The organism is Bradyrhizobium sp. ma5 (assembly GCF_042258955.1).
Lineage (GTDB): Bacteria > Pseudomonadota > Alphaproteobacteria > Rhizobiales > Xanthobacteraceae > Bradyrhizobium.
Window position 1 is genome coordinate 6,259,114 of sequence record NZ_CP170156.1, and the last position, 16,312, is coordinate 6,275,425.

The window sequence follows — 16,312 nt, forward strand, 5'->3', positions numbered from 1 at the left end:
GAGCCTGCCACCCGCAATCATGCGGAGCGCGCAGATTGAAGGACGTCTGAAGCATCGGGTACTGCAACGTTGCCGACCGCTTCGCCGAAGGCGGCAAAGAATTGGCTTGCCAGCTTCCTGGCTGTGGAATCGATCAGACGCCCACCGAGCTGGGCGAGCTTCCCCCCTATCTGCGCATCGACCTCATAGGTGAGGATGGTCGCATCTGGGCCATCCGCTGCAAGTCTCACTGTCGCCCCGCCCTTGGCAAAGCCAGCAATGCCGCCAGAGCCTTCCCCTGAGATCCGGTAGCCATTGGGCGGATCAATGTCCGACAAAATCACTTTGCCACCGAAGGTCGCTTTCACCGGCCCGATCTGGAGCACGACCGTGGCGGTCATTTCGGTGGGTGAGGTCATCTCGAGCGACTGACAGCCGGGAATGCACCGTTTCAGAATTTCGGGATCGTTGAGCGCGGCCCACACCTGTTCTTCTGAGGCTGCGATACGCTGGCTGTCGTTCATCTGCATGTTGCTGCTTAGCCCCCTGCTATGGAACCGGTGGAACGCTGGCCACGGCGGCGCTCGATGGTGATTTCGGCGAGGATCGACATAGCTATTTCCTCTGGCGTGATGGCGCCGAGATCGAGCCCGGCCGGCGCCTTCACGCGATCGATCACGGCAGGTTCGAGACCGTCAGCAACTAACTTGTCGCGTAGTGCCGCCATCTTGCGCTTGCTGCCGACGAAGGCGTGGTAGGTAGCATCGATCGCGACCGCCATCTTCAGCGCGATCTCGTCACCCTTGCCCTGGGTTGACACCACGACGAAGCGACGAGCCTGATGGAGATCTTTCGGTTCGAAACCGTCGAGGATCACGTCAGCATCTGGCGGGACAAAAACGTCGGACGATGGCGCGGCAAGCGTCACGTGATAGCCGAGCTGGCGTGCCTGGCCGGCGAGCGAAAGCGCGACCGGACTTGCGCCCAGGATTATCAGCGAGGGATTCGGCAGGACCGGTTCCACGAAAATATCCATCGTGCCCTTGCTCGGGCACATGTTCGAGGCGAAGCGGACCCCGTCCTTGCTCTCGCCAGCCTTCACGCCGAGTTCGGCGAGTAGATTCTCTGGCTGCACCGAGACCATGCGCGGCTCGCCATCGATCAACGCCTCGCGCGCCGCCCTCAGGACCGCTCCTCTGGCGCACCCTCCTCCGATCCAGCCCGCCACAATCGTGCCGTCCGGGCGGATGATGGCCTTCGCCCCCGCCTTGGCCGCGGTCACGGAGACCGTGCGAACGACGGTCGCCAACACGAAGGCCTGCTCGGCGGCCTTCATCTGCGCGACCAGGTCCATGATCTCGACATGCACGCCCATCAAAGCCTCGCCAGATAGGGCTCGAGTGCTGTCAAGCTCGCAAGCGTGTTGGCCGGCGCATAGAGATCGACATGCGGCAGGGCCGCCTTGATGCCGCGCGCTTCGGGCGCGTAACCCTGCCATCCCATCATCGGGTTGAGCCAGGCGATCCGGCGACAGCGCCGATGGAGTGCCGCCATCTCCAGACCGAGCAACGCGGCGTCGCCCGTCTCGTAACCATCGGAAACGATCATCACACAGGTGCGCGAATGAACTACCCGTGCGGCGTGCCAACGATTGAATGTCTGCAGGCACTCACCGATCCTGGTGCCGCCACCAGCTCCCTGCGCCACGATCGAAAGCCGGTCAAGGGCGCGGCCGGCATCCCTCTCCTTCATCGCGCCCGAGACGTGAGCCAGCCTGGTATGGAACAGGAACGCCTCGGCTTCACGAAATTCGTCGAGCACGCCATGGATGAAGCGGAGAAAAACACCGGTATACATGCTCATCGAGCCGGAGGCATCGAGCAGGACCACCAGCCGCAAGGGCTTGGGCTTGCGCTGCCGTCTCACCAGTCTGAGCGGTACGCCACCGTGACTGATGTTGCCGTGAATCGTGCGACGCAGATCCAGACGATAGCCGCGGCGACGAGCCAGATCGCGCCGCGTCAGCCGCGTGCGCATTACGCGCGCCAGCTGCGCCGCCGCGAGATGAGCCATCTCAACCTGCTGCGGATCAGCCAGATTGCGGAAATCAACCTCGGCGAGATTGTCCGCGCGCGACGCACCTTCCATGCGTCCATCGCCCGACCGCTCATTGTCTGCTCCGTCGACCGATGGCACTTGATCCATTGCCGACTCGGCACTGGTTCGCGTCTCCGCGGGTTGGTTCAGATTTTTCAGTGACGGATTGTTGGCGGGTTTCGAGGCACCCGTCGTGATTGAGCGTGACCGCACCCGCTTGCCGAGCCAGAACGCATCAAAAATTCCATCGAACCTGTCCCAATCGGCCTTGCGCGTCGAAAACAGATGCTTGAGCGCCGAACGCAGCAGACCCGGCCGCGCCGCGTAGCCCACAGCCATCAGGGTTGCAGCATCCTGGCCCTCGGCAAGGCCGACGGCGAAGCCGCTATCCCGCAGGGTCCGCAGAAACGCCGCGAGCTTGCGCGAGACAAGACGAGATACCTCTCTGACGTCATCGAAGTCAGGCGATGCGCCGCAGCAGCTCATGCGACCCTTCCCAGCAAGCGTTGCGTGACCTCGCGCGAGACCCGCGCCTTATCTTCCTGCGTCTTGAGCAGGCACATCAGGGTTTCGTGTACCGTTTCGGGCGCATCGTGCAGATCCTGCACCTCGAGCCCGACCAATGCAGCGGCCCAATCCAGCGTCTCGGCGACCCCGGGCACCTTGCGCAACTCCTCCTTCCGGATGGACTCGACCATGCGCGCGATCTGCAACGCCAGCGAGGCGGAGGTGCCTTCGACCCGCGCCGTGATGATGCGCGCTTCGCGGTCGACATCGGGGTAGTCGACATAGTGATACAGACAACGGCGACGCAGCGCGTCCGAGAGCTCGCGCGTACCGTTCGACGTCAGCACGACAAGAGGTATTGCAGTCGCCCTGATCGTGCCGAGTTCGGGTATCGTGACCTGGAAATCGGACAGCAACTCAAGGAGAAATGCCTCGAATTCGTCGTCGGCGCGATCGATCTCGTCGATCAGCAAGACCGGCGGTCTCTCCCGGCGGATCGCCGCGAGCAACGGTCGCTCCAGGAGATATTTCTCGGAGAATATCTGATCCTCAACCGCATCTGTGTCGGAACCCCGGTGCGCCTGGATCGACAGCAACTGCCGCTGGTAGTTCCACTCGTAGAGCGCCGCCGACTGGTCCAGCCCTTCGTAACACTGCAGGCGGATCAACTCCGTACCGTGAATAATGGCCAGAGCCTTGGCCACCTCGGTCTTGCCGACGCCCGCCTCACCCTCCAGCAGCAGCGGACGCCGCAATTGTTGCATGAGTGCGATCGCAACCGCGAGCTCGCCGTCGGCGACGTAGCCGGCGTCGCCAAGAGCGCGCGCGATCTCGTCACGGGTCTTCATGCCGAAGCGAACACGCCGAGGCTCTTCGCCGCCGCCCAGTTCCGCCAGAAATCATGCGGCATCTGGATGTGTGTCGAGCCGAGGAACGAAAACGCATCGTTGACCGCGTTGGAAAACGCCGGCACGCCGCCGACATTCGGGCTTTCGCCGACACCCTTGGCGCCGATCGGATGGTGCGGCGATGGGGTGACCGTAAAATCCGTTTCCCAATGCGGGGTCTCGACCGCGGTCGGCATGAAGAAATCCATGAACGAGCCGGTGACGACGTTGCCTTCCGCGTCGTAGCGGATCTCCTGGCCCATCGCGATGGCGAACGCCTCGGTGAGGCCGCCATGCACCTGGCCTTCGATGATCATCGGATTGATGCGTGTGCCGCAATCGTCGAGCGCATAAAAGCGTCCGACCTTGTAGACACCAGTATCGACATCGATGGTCATCACGCAGATGTAGGCACCGAACGGATAAGTCATGTTGGGCGGATCATAGTAGCTGACCGCCTCCAGTCCCGGCTCCATTCCGGGCGGCACCGAATTGTACGCCGCCCAGCAGATATCCTTCATCGACATGAGCTTCTCGGGCAAGCCCTTGACGCGGAAGCCGTCGATGTCCCATTCGAGATCGTCCTCGTGAACCTCGAGCTTGTAGGCGGCGATCATCTGCGCTTTGGCTCGGATCTTTCGCGCGGCCATCGCGATCGCGGCACCCGCGACCGGCGTCGAGCGCGAGCCGTAGGTACCGAGCCCATAAGGCGCGGTGTCCGTGTTGCCTTCCTCCACCATGATGTTGTCGGCGGGGATGCCGATCTCGGTCGCGATGATCTGCGCCCATGTCGTCTCGTGGCCCTGGCCCTGGCTCTTGGTGCCCATCCGCGCGATGCCCGTACCGGTCGGATGCATGCGGATCTCGCAGGAGTCGAACATCGCAATCCCCAGGATGTCGCAATTCTTCGATGGACCGGCGCCGACAATTTCGGTGAAGAACGAAACACCGATGCCCATGATCTCGCGGGTCTCGCCCCGCCTGAAGGCGGCGCGCATCTGCTCCTGCTCCTTGCGGAGCTCGGCGTATTTCACCGTCTCCATCGCCTTTCGCATGGCGGTGCCGTAGTCGCCGGAATCGTATTCCCAACCAAGCGCTGAGTGATACGGGAACTGCTCCGCCTTGATGAAGTTCTTCAAGCGAAGCTCCGCCGGATCCATGCCGAGCTTCTGCGCCAGGATATCCATTGCACGCTCGATGCAGTAGGCGGCCTCCGTGACGCGGAACGAACAGCGATAGGCGACGCCGCCCGGCGCCTTGTTGGTGTATACGCCGTCGACCGCAAGATGCGCGGTCGGGAAGTCGTATGATCCGGTGACGATATTGAAGAAGCCGGCCGGCCATTTCGACGGATCGGCGCAGGCATCGAAGGCACCGTGATCGGCCAGCACGTGGACGCGCAACCCCGTAACCTTGCCCTCCTTGGTCGCGGCGATTTCCGTCGTCATGTGATAGTCGCGCGCGAACGACGTCGCGGTCAGGTTCTCGATGCGATCTTCAACCCATTTCACCGGCCTGCCGGTGACGATGGAGGCGACCGCGGCGCAGATATAGCCCGGATAGGCCCCGACCTTGTTGCCGAAGCCGCCGCCGATGTCAGGCGCGATGACGTGAATCTTCTGCTCGGGGATCTTCGCGATCAACGCCACGACGGTGCGGATCACATGCGGCGCCTGGAAAGTGCCCCAGATCGTCAGTTCGCCCTTGATCTTGTCGAAGGAGCAGACGCACTGGCAGGTCTCGAGTGGCGACGGATGGGTGCGATGGTAGGAGATCATCTCCTTGATCGTGACGTCGGCCTTCTTGAAGGCGGCGTCCGTCAGGTCCTTGTCGCCAACGGTCCATTCGAAAATGTGATTGTGGTGCTTGCGCGGGCCGTGGGCGCCGGTGGTCTTGCCGGCGAGATCTTCGCGCAACACCGGCGCGTCTGCGTCCATTGCCTTGAACGGATCGATCAGCGGCGGTAGCGGTTCGTACTCGACCTTGACCTTGTTGATGCCGTCATCGGCAGCATAGCGGTCCGTCGCGACGACGAAGGCCACCTCCTGGTTCTGGAACAGCACCTTGCCGTCGGCCAGCACCATCTGCACGTCACCCGCCAGGGTTGGCATCCAGGCCAGATTCACTGTCTTCAACGTCTCGGCGGTGATCACCGCGAGCACACCAGGTACCTTCAACGCCTCGGAATCATCGATCGCCCTGACGCGCGCGTGCGGATGCGGCGAGCGCACGAAGTCGCCATGCAACATGCCCGGCAGCTTCACATCGTCGACGTAATTGCCCTTGCCCTGCGTGAAGCGGATGTCTTCGACCCGTTTACGCTTGCAGCCCATACCTTCGAGCGCGGCAGTGCGCTGTTCCCGCGTGGGAGCCATATCGTTCATTCTGCGGCCTCCCGGAATTCCACACCGTTGACCTTCGCTGCGGCATATTGAATGGCTTTGACGATGTTCTGGTAGCCGGTGCAGCGGCAGATATTGCCGGAGATGCCCATCCGGATCTCCTGCTCCGTCGGCGAAGGATTCTCCTTCAGCAGCCGGTGCGCGCGCACGATCATGCCCGGCGTGCAGAAGCCGCATTGCAGACCGTGCATCATGCGGAAGCCTTCCTGCAACGCCGAGAGCGAGCCGTCGGAGTTCGCCATACCCTCGATCGTGGTGATGTCGGAGTTATTGGCCTGTACCGCAAACATGGTGCAGGACTTCACCGACATGCCGTCGATATCGACCGTGCACGCGCCGCAATGCGTGGTCTCGCAGCCAATATGGGTGCCGGTCATCTGCAGGTTCTCGCGGATGAAGTGCACCAGCAGGGTGCGTGGCTCGACGAGGCCTTCGACCTCGGCGCCGTTCACCTGCATCGTGATATGCGTCTTTGCCATCTTGTCCCTCCTCAGGCCGCATCGGCGGCGGCGCGCTGCAGCGCCCGCATCACCATGATGCCGCCAACGTGCTTGCGGTATTCGACAGGCCCGCGCGCATCGGCGGCTGGGGCCATGATCGCCTCCGCCGCGGCCGCAGCCTTCCCGAGCGTGGCTGCGTCGAGGCTGGTGCCGATCACCGCCTGAGCGGCGGCATCGGCCAGCAGCGGCGTTTCCGAAAGATTGGTCAGTCCGATCGTGCAGGTCGCAACCTTGGCGCCTGACATCGTGAGCACCACCGCCGCGGCAGCCGTGGCGTAGTCCCCGACCTTCCGCTTCAACTTCTCGTAAGCGTAACCGTGACCGGCCGGCGGGATCGGGATGGAGATCGAGGCCAGCAGCTCACCCGGCTCGATCGCGGTGAAATAGGCCCCCTGATAGTAATCGACAGCTGCAACCTCACGACCGCCATGCGGCCCTTCGAGATGATAGGTCGCCCCAAGCGTCATCATCAGCGCCGGCATGTCGTTGCCCGGGTCACCATTGGCGACATTGCCGCCCACGGTGCCACGATACCGGACTTGAGGATCAGCGATCAGAAGCGCGGCTTCATGCAGAATGGGGACGGAATGTGCGATCTCGGCCGAGGCAAGCAATTCGTGCTGGGTGGTCATGGCCCCGATCAAGACCTTGTCACCGTCACGACGGACGCCTTTCAGGTCGGCGATTTCGTGCAGGTCGACCAGATGCTCGGGAGCCGCCAGCCGTAACTTCATCATCGGTACCAGGCTGTGGCCACCAGCCAGGGGACGAACCTCGTCGCCAAGTGTCGAAAGCAGTTTCACCGCTTCAGCCAGCGTCGCCGGGCGGTGATAGCTGAACGAGCCGGGAATCATCATTTCCTCCATGTCGTCTTGCGGCCTTAGGCCCGGGCGGACGTTGGAGGAAGGCTGGCCTAGGCGTGGATTCACCTGCAATAGCAACGGCACTGGTGCGCAAAATTCGCACGAAATGCCGTCGGACGCGCACGAAATGCGTCAGCGTTGGCGTCCCATCGGGTCAGGATGCATTCAGGCGGTCCGCCGCGCGAGCCCGAGCCGCGCCTTCACCTCGGCGATCTTGGCTCGGCTCACCGGAACGCGATGCGGCGACGGACCGTCCAGTTCAATGACCGCGCCATCGCCCTCCTTCCGGACCAGGGCGACGTGCGGAATCGCCACGATATGGCTGCGGTGCACACGCAGAAACAGGCGGGGATCGAGTAGCGCCTCGGCCTCCGAGATCGACCAGGGACACATCCTCTCCCGGGTCCCGTCATGCACCTTGGTGTAGTGTGCATCCGCTCTTACGCTGCGAATGTCTGCGGCATCGATGAAGTGGGTGCCGTCCGCCCCTTCTACAGGCAGCCGAGCTACCGGCGGGGCTCGGGGCGGCTGACCAATTCCACCCAAGGGGGTAGGCCGAAGCGGCGGGTCGGCCTGAACAAGGCCGGCACCCGCCGGTTCGGCAGAACTGGAGCCTGCCCCGGTGCCGGCAATCGCGACAGCCGCCTTGCGCGGATCAGGCACTAGCGAGAGCAAGAAGCCCGCGGCAATAACGAAGCACAGCAGCGTCACGACCAGCGAGAGCATCTGCGACGACGCTGCCAATCCATCCATGTGGTAATGAGCCCCGCCGCCAGATGGAGTGATCTGCATACCGGCCATTGCCGTGTAGTGCATCCCGGAGACGGCAACGCCGAAGGCCACCGCACTCAAGATCAACTGGACGCCCCCGTGCCGCGCCAGAAATGCGCGCAAGCCACCATAGGCCGCGGCGATCGCGATCGCGACCGAGAGCACAACCAGTTCCGGAGCGTGCCTCATCGCGAAGTCGCCGGACAGCCCGTGCATGCCGACATAGTGCATGCTGGCAATGCCGAGCCCTAGCAACACGGCCGACGACGCAACGCGAACCATCGACGGCTCGCCGACGCTAACGAAGAATAGCGATATGCCGACCACGAGGGCACAGATCAAAAAGGAGATGATGGTCGGCAACACCAGATAGACAGTGCCCAGCGGCAATGGTGCGGCCAGCATGCCGACAAAATGCATCGTCCAGATGCCGACGGCGAGGAAAAATGCTGCGCCCGCGAGCAGAAGGCGATGCCCTGCATCCGGCGTCCCCCGGATGCGCGCAGCGAGGCCGAAGCCCGTATAGCCTCCCAAGATCGCGATCGCCACCGAGAGCGCGACGAGATAAGGATCGTGTCCTTCGAACATGATCGTCTCAGCTCACCCGTCGTCACGGACAAGCCTCCTCCCGCCGCAAGCTTACACGGCGCACACAATAGATGACAATCCGCAGATTGTTGGCCGCCAAAGTCGGCGTTCGCCATGTTCGGAGTTGTCGGCGTCCTTGCTATGGGCTGACTGAAAAGCTTTGTGCAATTTCCTTGTCAGTCTGCGAACGAGTGCCCTTGGGGATGATAGCGATCTCGTGTTCGGGTCGTCCGGCACGATGCGGTCACCGCAGACGCCCACCGAGCTGGGCGAGCTTCCCCCAATCTGCGCATCGACCTCATAGGTGAGGATGGTCGCATCTGGGCCATCCGATGCAAGTCTCACTGTGGCCCCGTCCTTGGCAAAGCCAGCAATGCCGCCAGAGCCTTCCCCAGAGATCCGGTAGCCATTGGGCGGGCCGGGTGGTGAGCACTCTTGCCGTATCCATTCGTTCCTAGAAACAACGATCAGCGAGCTCCCCCTCAGGGGTAAGAAACGATTGCGCGCCTGCGCAGTATTCTATCCCTCAGGATTTTGCACTTTACATCCTGGGGTCAGAGCCAACGCTGCCCGTGTGTATTTTAAGCGGGCGGCGTTGCGCACTGAATCTCCGCGCTGACTACATTAGCTCGGTGCGAAAATCCTATAGATCAGCATCGTGCCCACAACAGCTGTCCAGCCGATCGAAGTGGCTAGCGCCCACGCCTGGATTGGCATTGGAGTATTCCTCCTGCAATGAAAAAGAAAGAAATGAAGAGGCCGCTGGCCGCCGACAGCGGCCTCTTAGACCCGATCTCAAATGAACGTCTTGGAAATAAAATCGCCGCCGCAGGTCCGGCATTCTTAAACGATGAATTGGCAACCCCGTGAAGTCCAAACAAGTCTATCCACAAAAGGAACTGTCGTGACGTTGCGGAGCCGACACAGTTCTGTGAACTCGAGCTCGCGCGTGGAGGCAGCTTTCTACGCAAGAAGTGGGTCAAAACGCCGGCTGCCCCAGCCCGGCTGGCTGGGGGCCGCGGGCGGCCGAGCCGGGGCAACGCCTCGCTGGGCGGCGGGCCAGCCTGGCGCTCCCCTACGCTACGCCGCGCGTTGCGCTATTCAACGGAGAACGGTAGCGAAAAGCGGCGGTTGCAACGCGACGCGCAGCCGGAGGAGCGCGATCGCGGCTGGCGGTGCAAGCGCTTCACTCCGGGCGCAGTCGCCCGCGCGCCTGCCCCGCGCTGACTTGCTACTTTGCCAATCTCAGAATGAGGCGAAGCTACGACCTTCGTCTTGTGGACCGTTGCCAAAAAACGGCAGAAGCCGTCGCCGTGCTAACGCTAACCTGAGGTGAAGTGCCTCGGGTGGGAGACGCACCACAATAGTCGCGCCGCGGGCAACGGCCGAAGGCTCAAGACCAACCTGCCGAACAACAAAATTCCGATGCACGTCCGCCAGGGCCGCCGCCGGATATCTTCGAATCCCGGACACGAAAGACAGGCTCTGACAGCAAAGATAATTCTCCCGGTAGTGGCGACTGGCCGGCCGCGCAAACACTCAAGCAACCGCGGCACGACACTGGGCGCGTCCGCCCGCGACGTTCGTTGGCCAGACTTCGGTCGCCGCTGGCGATCACCAGCGATAGCCATACCCGCGATAGTACCTGGGGCCGTAAGCGTATGCGGGGCGAATAACGCGCCGGTACACTGGACGAGCGTAGTACGACCGGTATCCGCCGTAATATGCGGGGGCGTAGCCATAATTGTAGTATGCCGGTGCATAGCCGCCGTAATACGCTGGGGCGTAACCCCCGTAATAGCCATAACCCGGTCCGCCGTAGTAGCCGTAACCTGGGCCATAGGCGTAGGCACTGGAGGCTATGCCACCAACCACCGCCGCTCCGATTAGTCCGGCCGCAAGTCCAGCGCCCCAGCCGCCACCGCGCCACGCTTGGGCTGGCGATGGGGCCACCAAGGCAGAGACACCGATGGTGGCAGCGGTCACGAACGCCAATGCTGCTTTCTTCATTTCCGAAGCCTCCGTTGTTCCCGGAACTTCAACCGACAATCCAGCAATAGTTTCCTTCGATCGCCGTTGGCGGAACGGTTTCGGTGAAATTTAATACTGATGAACGGCTTGGGAAAGCAAACCACGGCGCCCCAATGCCCGTGTCGGGTCAATCGCGGCGATCAGCGACGGACTTCCGGTCCGTTCCCATCAGGAGATAACTAGCTGCAGCACGTCACCGGAAGCGATGGGCCAAAAGGAGACCCAGCACACCGCAAAAGCAATCAAGGAGGCGGCTAACGGCGGGCCGCTAGCGTAGCCCGCCGCCTTCAGCGTTAGCCCTCAATCCCGCCCGCCGGGGGCGCACGTTGCGCGGTGGAAATCGGCAACGATATTTGCGCAACAGGCTACTTTTCGGTTTCGACGACGTAACGTCGTATGACCTTGGTTGCCTTGTCTCGCTGGGGTGCAAGATCCGACCAGGCCTTCGACTTGTAGAATGCTACGGCGTCATCCATGCTGTCCCATTCGACGATGGCCGCACTCTTGGGAGGCGACGCGCCCTCAATTTGAACCACCCGTCCCGCTGCGGTGCGTAAGGCTCGACCATGGGCCGCCTCAATCGCCTTCCGGGCGGCCGGCAGGTATGCGGCTTGGGCTGCGGGGTCGAGGACTTCAACTTCGCTGACCGTGTACGCTTTCAATTTGGTTCCTTGAGCGTGGAGGCCCTGGACTGCGATGGCCCCGATGGTGACACCTGCGAGCAATGCCATTGCGTAAGCTTTCATGACTGACTCCCGGGTTGCCTTGCCGATAATCCGGCGGCCAATAGTACTGCTATTCGAGACCGTGTAGTGGGCAATGTAGGGTTAGGCTTGGCACCCAGTGTCCATAGAAGCGCAACATGGTAGCTGCGTGGTAGTCACGCGGACGTAACGGCCGCTAAGGGTCAAAAGCAGACTCATGCTGCGCTGCCGTTCGATTGACAACGGCAAGTTCGAATAGGCGCAAAGGTGCTCGATCCGATTATTCGACATGGATTGTCGCAACTAGTATCTGCTATCTTCCATTAGTGCGCACGAGATTGATTGCCGGCTCTCGCGAAGGACGCTCCTGTCCTTCTGAACCATTTGCCGCGCTAACGTTAGCGAGCAAACTTTGTGCGCCGATGAGTTGGGTCGTCAGGCTGTGATCGCGACCCGGCCCGAGATTGCCTTCCCTGTCGTAGCGTGCGTCCACGCCTTGAAAAACTTCTTCTTCAATCTCTTTGTCTGATTGGAAGCAATGCAGCGACCCGGCCCCTCGCATGGTGATACGGGGATACGGGGTATATGGTAGAGCGCCGCTACGGCGATCCAATCACCCGCATGCCAATGTAGTCGTCCAGAAGCTTTCTTGTTTCATTTGAGAGCGCCTGATCCGAGATATGAGCACCTCATGTGGCGCTAGCAAACGCGAGCGTTGGGCGTCAGATCGATCGTCCGTCACGATATCCAGACGTTCTGGCAACTACCCTCCCAGCCATTTCGCAAGTGCACTGTTCACTGCAACCGGGCATTCCTGCATCATCCAGTGGCCAGACTGGATCATGACTTCAGTCAGATCATCGCACTTCCTGCGCATCGGTTCTGCGAGGCGAGAGCCACCGGTAGTCAAGCAGATGCCGGTACACGGTGATGCCGAGCGTCGCCAGCGCAACGGACGGCGTCGCTCCGAGCAGACCGGCGAAGCTCGTCGGGCGCAGAAGTCTCCCAGCGTCGCGGACGTCAATGCCACGGCTCCGCCCTGTGGACAGCGGAGGACGTATTCGGTTATCACGTCTTGCTCCACCGCGGGCCAACCATCGGATAGCCGGTCCAGAATCGCAGCAGTCGCTCGAGAACTGCTCCGAGCGCGAATCCTGCGACCACGTCGCTCGACCAGTGTGCGAGAACCAAAACCCGCGTCACGGAAAGAGCGACGGCTACTGCCTGTGTTGCGCGGCGTGCGCCGGCGGGCAGCGTTCCTGCCGCTGAAGCCAGCGCACCCATGTGCAGCGCGTGGCCGGATGGAAATGCGTCCTCACGGTTGCCCGAAACGGAGATACCGTGGGCGTGGCCGACCACAGTCAGGCGGTCTGGGCGGGTCTGGTTGAACAGCAATTTAAGACCGTGCGGCAGGAGCGACGCCGCGACCGTCACCAACAGCGCGTGATTGCCGGCGCGCTGCAGCGAGGTATCGTGTCCGCGCGAGGCGATCCAGCCGGCGGCGGCGAGAACAAGTAGAACCTTTTCGTCAGCGCCCCAGGTCAGCCCGCGCGCGATTGCTTCGGGTGCGGGCGCGGTGTTGCGGCTGATCACGTGCGCGATTGCGGCATCCGCCGCCGTCGGACGAACGGTTATCGGGAAAATTGGTGCGCCTCGAATGCAGCTTGCTCTAATGCGCGCGGTCGTAGGCATGGTTCTCAAAGCCGGATCTCCATTTAGCCCAACGCGCCAGCTTCGACCTGGGTCCTAATGCCCGTGCCGGGAGCGTCAGGAGAGCGGTCTTGGGTTTTACTAGTCGCTTAACTGGGACACGCATCCATGCTTTGCACAGTCGTAATGTGCGGCGGGGCATGTTGTCGACGAAGGCGTTGTTGCCCGCGACGTCAGGCTGTAATTTCTCGCGACGAACGCCCGTAAACCTCTTCGCGCCGATTTTTGGACAGGCCTGAACTAGCCACCATTTTATTGTGCCTGGTAAGCGGGTTTCTTCAATTGCGAGCGCTTCTTCGCGGCACCGTTAGGGGATCATGGAACTAGTCGCTTCGGTACTGGTTACGCCACCGGTACAATTAATAATTGCCGGAGGAGCCCATGTTACGCATTTCGATCGCGCTATCGCTTGCGCTGCTCGTGTCACCAGCGCTGGCCGATGATAAGGGGGTCGACCCCTCTGCCCTGCAAGCCTGCAAGCCTATCGGCCAGTCTGCCAAGGGTGAGCTCATCTATGGCATGGACTGCGCCGCGCTCAAGCCGGAGAACAAGGTCGAGGTGCTGCCCAACATGCCTCCCACCAACATGAAGGACACCGTGATCCCGAAGTCTGGCGGGGCGCAGAATCCAGAGAACACGCCGACTACAGGCGAAGTAAAATAAGCGTGCGCCTATGCGTCACGTTGAAGGCGGCTGGAGAATTGTGCGCTGGAGTGCCGAAGAGGAATGCAAACTCCTCGAACTCCGCGCGCAAGGCAAAGACATGCGTGAGATCGCGCAGCAGCTCGGGCGCACCGAAGCATCATGTGAAGGCAGACTCCGCAAGCTAACCGCGGCACGTCCGATCCCGGAGCTCTAGCCTTCAAGGTCATCTCCCGAGTCCTTGAAGAAGGGTGTCGGAGCAAGGTTATTGGGGTAGAGCCGAAGCAACTTGCCGAGATCGAGCACCCAGCGAAGTCCTCGGAGGGCGCCCGAAACTGGCGGGGTTTTCTCGGTTTCGGGGCGTAACGCCTCTTCCGGAGCGTTGGAACCAATACCGCGTGGACGACGTTCTTGGTTCAAGGGCAGGTCGTTCAGGGTCACGCGATGCACGGTTACACGGCGTACATCCTCAGTCCCGACAACCGCATATTGTGGCGGGTCGATCTGTTCTGCAGCAATGACGATGATGCGCGTGAGCAAGCTCAAAACTTGACTACTAATGCTCAGCCAGTCGAACTTTGGGACGGCGCGAGGAAGATTGGTAAGTTTGCAGCCTCTCGCTTGAATTAGCTTGCAGTCGGCGGACTGGATCAGCGTCCGTCGGGAGCCCCGGGGACGGGTCGCAGGTCTGACGAACAGCGCCTCCACCCAGAGAACGCTCCGCGCCCTGCCCCTTTTGCGGACCGGATCAACACGGCCAGAGCTATCTCATACACTCGAAGCCCCCTCGCCAAACCTTCGCCCATATTTCGGCAGGTCCATGCAAGGGACCGCACTACCTCGGCACTGGACTGTCAGGCCCTGTGATGTCGAGCCTGCTACTGTTCATACGTGCTCGTTATCACAGCCAAAGGTAGTTCTCTCAGTTATTGCGCAGTGAGATTCGTTTGAGATGATCGAGGGCCCTGCCATCTTGCCGATCTCAGAGGGACGCGGGCGGTTGAAATACCGCTCGGCCTGATTGGTGCGGCACCATCAAAGGAGTAAACTTCTTGGCGGTTGATTCGTTTCGTTTCAAAATGTTTGTGATTCATCCCAAGAAGCGACTTCGTCGGCATGAACGACAGTCCCCTTCGCAATGCGGGCACGGATGAAAGCGGGGGCTTGGCCTTCAGAGCCAAACACTGCTGGCACCGAATTGCCGCAGCGCTCATTGATGACGACGACGACCTTCCATTTCCCATTTTGATTGCGGGCATATCGACGCTCGCGGCGATATTCTTTCTGGCTTGTTGGCTTTACGTGACCGCCAAAATAACGGCCATCCACCTCAGCCGCTTTGCCTTGGCCACCGATGACGCGGCCCTTCAATTCCTCCGCCATTGCCTCCCGCAGTCGATCTAGGAGGAAGAAAGCAGACTTGTAGGGCAGACCAGGTTGCAGCCGAGCGCCAGCGCCGCTTGTCAAGGATCGCCTGCGAAGCGTCGCGGCCCCAAGCGAGCTCAAGGACGAGTTGATGGGCCACGACACCAAGAATCCAAAGTACGGCGACGGGCACGGGCTGGATCTCCAGCGGAAGTGTATCGAACTCAACGCGCTGGCTCCAGGCATGCAAGTTGCTGCCCCGTTGCAGCTAGCGGCGATGAGATAACAAAATCGCGTGTGACAGTGAACAGAAGTATGATCTCGCGGCAAGGCTCGCACTTGAAGCCCCGCTCGATGAGCTGCATCAGCTTCTCGCATCGAGGGCACGTCATCGAGGCCTGCGAGCCCGCGAGCGTCTCGGGCCACGAAGATGCCCGATGGCCTGAACCACCAGGGCGTTGTCGTCCCGTGTCTCGCCTCGAATGAATTCGATAGCGCGCTGCCGCCCCAACTGCACTTCTGCGGCGCTTAAGCCCGCAATCATCTCGTATGTTGGCCTTCTCGACGATTTTCCCATGCAATTTGTCCGGAAAAAATCGAAAACGTCAGAAAGGAATCTTTCCTCGCAAAAGTTAGCGCGGGCAAAGAGAGGAAGCAATTGACCTGACTGGTTGCCCGCGCTGTGGAAAAGCCTCAAATCGGTTTTGGCTTTAGACGAACGAACCGAACTCCGCTGCATGTTTTGCAAAGGGATTGCCCCGCTAGAGACCGATGCGTCGCTATGGACCCAGGGTCCGCTGCTGCCCCTAGGCGAGCCCACTGAGCGAGCGGGCGGGATTAGCGAAACTCCGTCAATCGAGTTGCGACGAGTGACCGGGAAGCACAATGCGCATTAGTGCCCGCAATCAGATCAAGAGAACCGTCCGGGACGTAAAAAGGGGTGCCACTACCTCTCACGTCACGGTCGATGTCGGCGGCAGCAACGTGGATCACGAATGTGTCCGTTGATGAACTCGGCATCAAAGTCAAAGGCGACGTCATCGCAGTCATCGAGGCTTCTGACCCCATGATATCTGAGGACTGATACAGCGGATTGGCGGCGGCAAGCCCTGAAGCCGGCTCGCGCGAGACCCTGATGATCGCGGGTTTCTTGCTCGACGGCAACAAATGGGATGGCATCGATGTCGGCTGCCGCAAAGGCGATGAGCCAATCATTGAGTACCGCCAAATCCGCTGATGGCAAGGTCGGCATCGGTTCTTCCGTGC

Annotated in this window: 16 protein-coding genes and 1 pseudogene; 4 read left to right on the forward strand and 13 right to left on the reverse strand. The window is 61.3% G+C overall.

Going from position 1 to position 16,312, the window contains the following annotated elements; genetic code table 11:
- Window positions 1-17: 17 nt before the first annotated feature.
- The 9 genes and pseudogenes from ACE103_RS29400 to ACE103_RS29440 all read right to left on the reverse strand — a co-directional run.
- Window positions 18-503: a carbon monoxide dehydrogenase subunit G gene (locus ACE103_RS29400; RefSeq protein WP_375775897.1), complete on the reverse strand. Its 486-nt coding sequence runs from the start codon at window positions 501-503 to the stop codon at window positions 18-20.
- 14 nt (window positions 504-517) lie between these two features.
- The gene (locus ACE103_RS29405) at window positions 518-1,354 is read right to left on the reverse strand and encodes an XdhC family protein (RefSeq protein WP_375775898.1); all 837 of its coding nucleotides are present in this window, start codon (window positions 1,352-1,354) and stop codon (window positions 518-520) included.
- The gene (locus tag ACE103_RS29410) at window positions 1,354-2,562 is read right to left on the reverse strand and encodes a VWA domain-containing protein (RefSeq protein WP_375775899.1); all 1,209 of its coding nucleotides are present in this window, start codon (window positions 2,560-2,562) and stop codon (window positions 1,354-1,356) included. The genes ACE103_RS29405 and ACE103_RS29410 overlap by 1 nt, the downstream gene beginning before the upstream one ends.
- Window positions 2,559-3,431: an AAA family ATPase gene (locus tag ACE103_RS29415; protein WP_375775900.1), complete on the reverse strand. Its 873-nt coding sequence runs from the start codon at window positions 3,429-3,431 to the stop codon at window positions 2,559-2,561. Before ACE103_RS29415 ends, ACE103_RS29410 begins: the two co-directional genes overlap by 4 nt.
- A complete protein-coding gene (locus ACE103_RS29420) occupies window positions 3,428-5,854 on the reverse strand; it encodes an aerobic carbon-monoxide dehydrogenase large subunit (protein ID WP_375775901.1) in 2,427 nt (808 codons plus the stop codon). The genes ACE103_RS29415 and ACE103_RS29420 overlap by 4 nt, the downstream gene beginning before the upstream one ends.
- Window positions 5,851-6,351: a (2Fe-2S)-binding protein gene (locus ACE103_RS29425; RefSeq protein WP_375775902.1), complete on the reverse strand. Its 501-nt coding sequence runs from the start codon at window positions 6,349-6,351 to the stop codon at window positions 5,851-5,853. The genes ACE103_RS29420 and ACE103_RS29425 overlap by 4 nt, the downstream gene beginning before the upstream one ends.
- 11 nt (window positions 6,352-6,362) lie before the next feature.
- Window positions 6,363-7,226 carry an FAD binding domain-containing protein gene (locus tag ACE103_RS29430; protein WP_375781207.1) on the reverse strand — a complete coding sequence of 288 codons (864 nt, stop codon included), beginning with the start codon at window positions 7,224-7,226 and terminating at the stop codon, window positions 6,363-6,365.
- A 174-nt stretch (window positions 7,227-7,400) separates the two neighbouring features.
- Window positions 7,401-8,594, reverse strand: a complete 1,194-nt coding sequence (locus ACE103_RS29435) for an MHYT domain-containing protein (RefSeq protein ID WP_375775903.1) — start codon at window positions 8,592-8,594, stop codon at window positions 7,401-7,403.
- Between the two features lie 250 nt (window positions 8,595-8,844).
- Window positions 8,845-9,011, reverse strand: a pseudogene (locus ACE103_RS29440) (CoxG family protein); the annotation flags it as partial.
- 318 nt (window positions 9,012-9,329) lie between these two features.
- Between ACE103_RS29440 and ACE103_RS29445 the strand changes: the two are divergent.
- Window positions 9,330-9,464: a hypothetical protein gene (locus ACE103_RS29445; protein ID WP_263009980.1), complete on the forward strand. Its 135-nt coding sequence runs from the start codon at window positions 9,330-9,332 to the stop codon at window positions 9,462-9,464.
- Window positions 9,465-10,990: 1,526 nt separating this feature from the next.
- Here the strand turns inward: ACE103_RS29445 and ACE103_RS29450 are convergent.
- Together ACE103_RS29450 and ACE103_RS29455 are read right to left on the reverse strand one after the other, a co-directional pair.
- Window positions 10,991-11,371, reverse strand: coding sequence for a DUF1330 domain-containing protein (locus tag ACE103_RS29450; protein ID WP_223970007.1), 381 nt, complete (start codon window positions 11,369-11,371; stop codon window positions 10,991-10,993).
- Between the two features lie 1,026 nt (window positions 11,372-12,397).
- Complete coding sequence (locus ACE103_RS29455; protein WP_375775904.1) at window positions 12,398-13,021, reverse strand: phosphatase PAP2 family protein; 624 nt, start codon at window positions 13,019-13,021, stop codon at window positions 12,398-12,400.
- 399 nt (window positions 13,022-13,420) lie between these two features.
- Here ACE103_RS29455 and ACE103_RS29460 point away from each other — a divergent pair, with 399 nt between their 5' ends.
- Both ACE103_RS29460 and ACE103_RS29465 read left to right on the forward strand, forming a co-directional pair.
- Window positions 13,421-13,702 (forward strand): hypothetical protein, encoded by a 282-nt coding sequence (locus tag ACE103_RS29460; protein WP_375775905.1) that lies wholly within the window; start codon window positions 13,421-13,423, stop codon window positions 13,700-13,702.
- Between the two features lie 100 nt (window positions 13,703-13,802).
- Complete coding sequence (locus ACE103_RS29465; protein ID WP_249788345.1) at window positions 13,803-13,898, forward strand: hypothetical protein; 96 nt, start codon at window positions 13,803-13,805, stop codon at window positions 13,896-13,898.
- On the opposite strand, the gene ACE103_RS29470 is transcribed toward ACE103_RS29465, so the two are convergent.
- Together ACE103_RS29470 and ACE103_RS29475 are read right to left on the reverse strand one after the other, a co-directional pair.
- Window positions 13,895-14,221: a hypothetical protein gene (locus tag ACE103_RS29470; RefSeq protein ID WP_375775906.1), complete on the reverse strand. Its 327-nt coding sequence runs from the start codon at window positions 14,219-14,221 to the stop codon at window positions 13,895-13,897. The two genes, ACE103_RS29465 and ACE103_RS29470, sit on opposite strands and share 4 nt — an antisense overlap.
- 534 nt (window positions 14,222-14,755) lie before the next feature.
- The gene (locus ACE103_RS29475) at window positions 14,756-15,064 is read right to left on the reverse strand and encodes a transposase (protein WP_375775907.1); all 309 of its coding nucleotides are present in this window, start codon (window positions 15,062-15,064) and stop codon (window positions 14,756-14,758) included.
- A 1,075-nt stretch (window positions 15,065-16,139) separates the two neighbouring features.
- On the opposite strand from ACE103_RS29475, the gene ACE103_RS29480 reads away from it, so the two are divergent.
- The gene (locus ACE103_RS29480; protein ID WP_375775908.1) at window positions 16,140-16,283 is read left to right on the forward strand and encodes a hypothetical protein; all 144 of its coding nucleotides are present in this window, start codon (window positions 16,140-16,142) and stop codon (window positions 16,281-16,283) included.
- Window positions 16,284-16,312: the final 29 nt, after the last annotated feature.

Excerpts from the sequence above, each read along its gene's own strand:
- ACE103_RS29405 (WP_375775898.1), bottom strand. The coding sequence starts at position 1,354 with ATGGGCGTGCATGTCGAGATCATGGACCTGGTCGCGCAGATGAAGGCC.
- ACE103_RS29410 (WP_375775899.1), bottom strand. The coding sequence starts at position 2,562 with ATGAGCTGCTGCGGCGCATCGCCTGACTTCGATGACGTCAGAGAGGTA.
- ACE103_RS29455 (WP_375775904.1), bottom strand. The coding sequence starts at position 13,021 with ATGCCTACGACCGCGCGCATTAGAGCAAGCTGCATTCGAGGCGCACCA.
- ACE103_RS29445 (WP_263009980.1), top strand. The coding sequence starts at position 9,330 with ATGAAAAAGAAAGAAATGAAGAGGCCGCTGGCCGCCGACAGCGGCCTC.
- ACE103_RS29465 (WP_249788345.1), top strand. The coding sequence starts at position 13,803 with ATGCGTGAGATCGCGCAGCAGCTCGGGCGCACCGAAGCATCATGTGAA.
- ACE103_RS29435 (WP_375775903.1), bottom strand. The coding sequence starts at position 8,594 with ATGTTCGAAGGACACGATCCTTATCTCGTCGCGCTCTCGGTGGCGATC.
- ACE103_RS29460 (WP_375775905.1), top strand. The coding sequence starts at position 13,421 with ATGTTACGCATTTCGATCGCGCTATCGCTTGCGCTGCTCGTGTCACCA.
- ACE103_RS29415 (WP_375775900.1), bottom strand. The coding sequence starts at position 3,431 with ATGAAGACCCGTGACGAGATCGCGCGCGCTCTTGGCGACGCCGGCTAC.
- ACE103_RS29400 (WP_375775897.1), bottom strand. The coding sequence starts at position 503 with ATGAACGACAGCCAGCGTATCGCAGCCTCAGAAGAACAGGTGTGGGCC.
- ACE103_RS29420 (WP_375775901.1), bottom strand. The coding sequence starts at position 5,854 with ATGAACGATATGGCTCCCACGCGGGAACAGCGCACTGCCGCGCTCGAA.
- ACE103_RS29475 (WP_375775907.1), bottom strand. The coding sequence starts at position 15,064 with ATGGCGGAGGAATTGAAGGGCCGCGTCATCGGTGGCCAAGGCAAAGCG.
- ACE103_RS29430 (WP_375781207.1), bottom strand. The coding sequence starts at position 7,226 with ATGATTCCCGGCTCGTTCAGCTATCACCGCCCGGCGACGCTGGCTGAA.
- ACE103_RS29450 (WP_223970007.1), bottom strand. The coding sequence starts at position 11,371 with ATGAAAGCTTACGCAATGGCATTGCTCGCAGGTGTCACCATCGGGGCC.
- ACE103_RS29425 (WP_375775902.1), bottom strand. The coding sequence starts at position 6,351 with ATGGCAAAGACGCATATCACGATGCAGGTGAACGGCGCCGAGGTCGAA.